This window comes from Spiroplasma sp. hy2 (assembly GCF_044714365.1).
GTDB lineage: Bacteria > Bacillota_I > Bacilli_A > Mycoplasmatales > Mycoplasmataceae > Spiroplasma > Spiroplasma phoeniceum.
Window position 1 is genome coordinate 1 of record NZ_RXFZ02000224.1, and the last position, 1362, is coordinate 1362.

1 protein-coding gene and 1 pseudogene (1 of these 2 only partly in view) are annotated in these 1362 nt (G+C 28.3%); both read right to left on the reverse strand.

Annotated elements, in window-relative coordinates; translation table 4 throughout:
- Window positions 1-144: 144 nt before the first annotated feature.
- Complete coding sequence (locus tag EHV01_RS05600; protein ID WP_422066599.1) at window positions 145-984, reverse strand: aldose epimerase; 840 nt, start codon at window positions 982-984, stop codon at window positions 145-147.
- A 33-nt stretch (window positions 985-1017) separates the two neighbouring features.
- Window positions 1018-1362: pseudogene (gene deoC, locus EHV01_RS05605) on the reverse strand (deoxyribose-phosphate aldolase) (its annotated part continues 16 nt past the right edge of the window); the annotation flags it as partial.

The window sequence follows — 1362 nt, forward strand, 5'->3', positions numbered from 1 at the left end:
TWATCAAATTTATCAAATTTCATAATTTTAGATTCCTATAATTTCTATTTTAAATATATTTTATAGGAATTTTAAAATAACTAGGTTATGCAAGAAGTCTAATATATTCATTTTTGATGAAAACCTCTTATTTGTTAAGAGGTTTTATTTTTTAAATTCTACTTCTAAACAATATATTTTTGTTTGTTGTGATGGTAACTTATTAATTCATGGTTTTTGGTCAAGCGGAATTGTTTGATAATTAATGTCATCTTGATGGCCATCTCATGGTTCAACACAAATATATTTTGCATCATTTTGACATTTTCAAATTAATACATTTGGATAACCTTTTGTTGTTAAACTAATTTCTCGAGTTGAATCAACAATTAAAACTTTGTTTGTTGTTTGTTTTAGTAACGCATAACATTGGCCAGTTGTAAAATCATATTGATTTATTAAAAACTGAGAATTTGTTTCTTTCTTCATTTCTGAACCTAAAAAAGTCCCACCAGGAATATGGGTAATTATTTGTGGATTATCAAAAATAATTTTACCAGTATGCTCATCACAAATAAATGCTGGATGTCAACCAAAATTATATGGCAATGGTTTTAAGTCAAGATTAGTAATCTTAACTTTATTAATTAATTTATTTGCTTCTAATTGATATGTTACTTCCAATTTAAACAAAAATGAATACTGATGATAAAATTCTTTTGTTGCTCTATATTCAACCACTAATGTATCTGCTGTATAAGTAAGAACTTTTCAAGCAGTAATTGCACGAAAAAACCCATGCCCCATCATCGTATAAATTTTATCTGCTAATTGATATTCATTATTAATTAATTTTCCTGTGATTGGAAAACAAATTGGTCACGATTTTTTTCATGTACTATCTTGTTGATAAATATATTCCTTGCCAGCTTTTTTTAATGAAATTAATTCAAACGGATCAGAACTAAGAGTTGCTTTTAAATTTTTGTTTTTTAAAAAATACATTATTTTTTATTTTCCTTTGCTGCTTTATGTCAACTAATAACCTGTTCGATGTGGTTTATTTTCCATAATATTAACACCTCCACTTGTTCCAATTCGCGGTGCTCCTGCTGTAATCATTGCTAAAGCATCATCTTTAGTACGCACTCCACCAGCTGCCTTAACTTGCATACGTTCTCCAACTGTTTTTTTCATTAGTTTAACATTGGCAATCGTTGCACCTGCTTTACTAAAACCTGTTGAAGTTTTAACAAAATCAAGACCTACTTTTTCTGCTAACTGACACGCTTTAATAATTTCTGTATCAGATAATAAGCATGTTTCTAATATTACTTTTACAATATGTTGCCCAGCTGCTTTTTTACATGCTGCCATATCGGC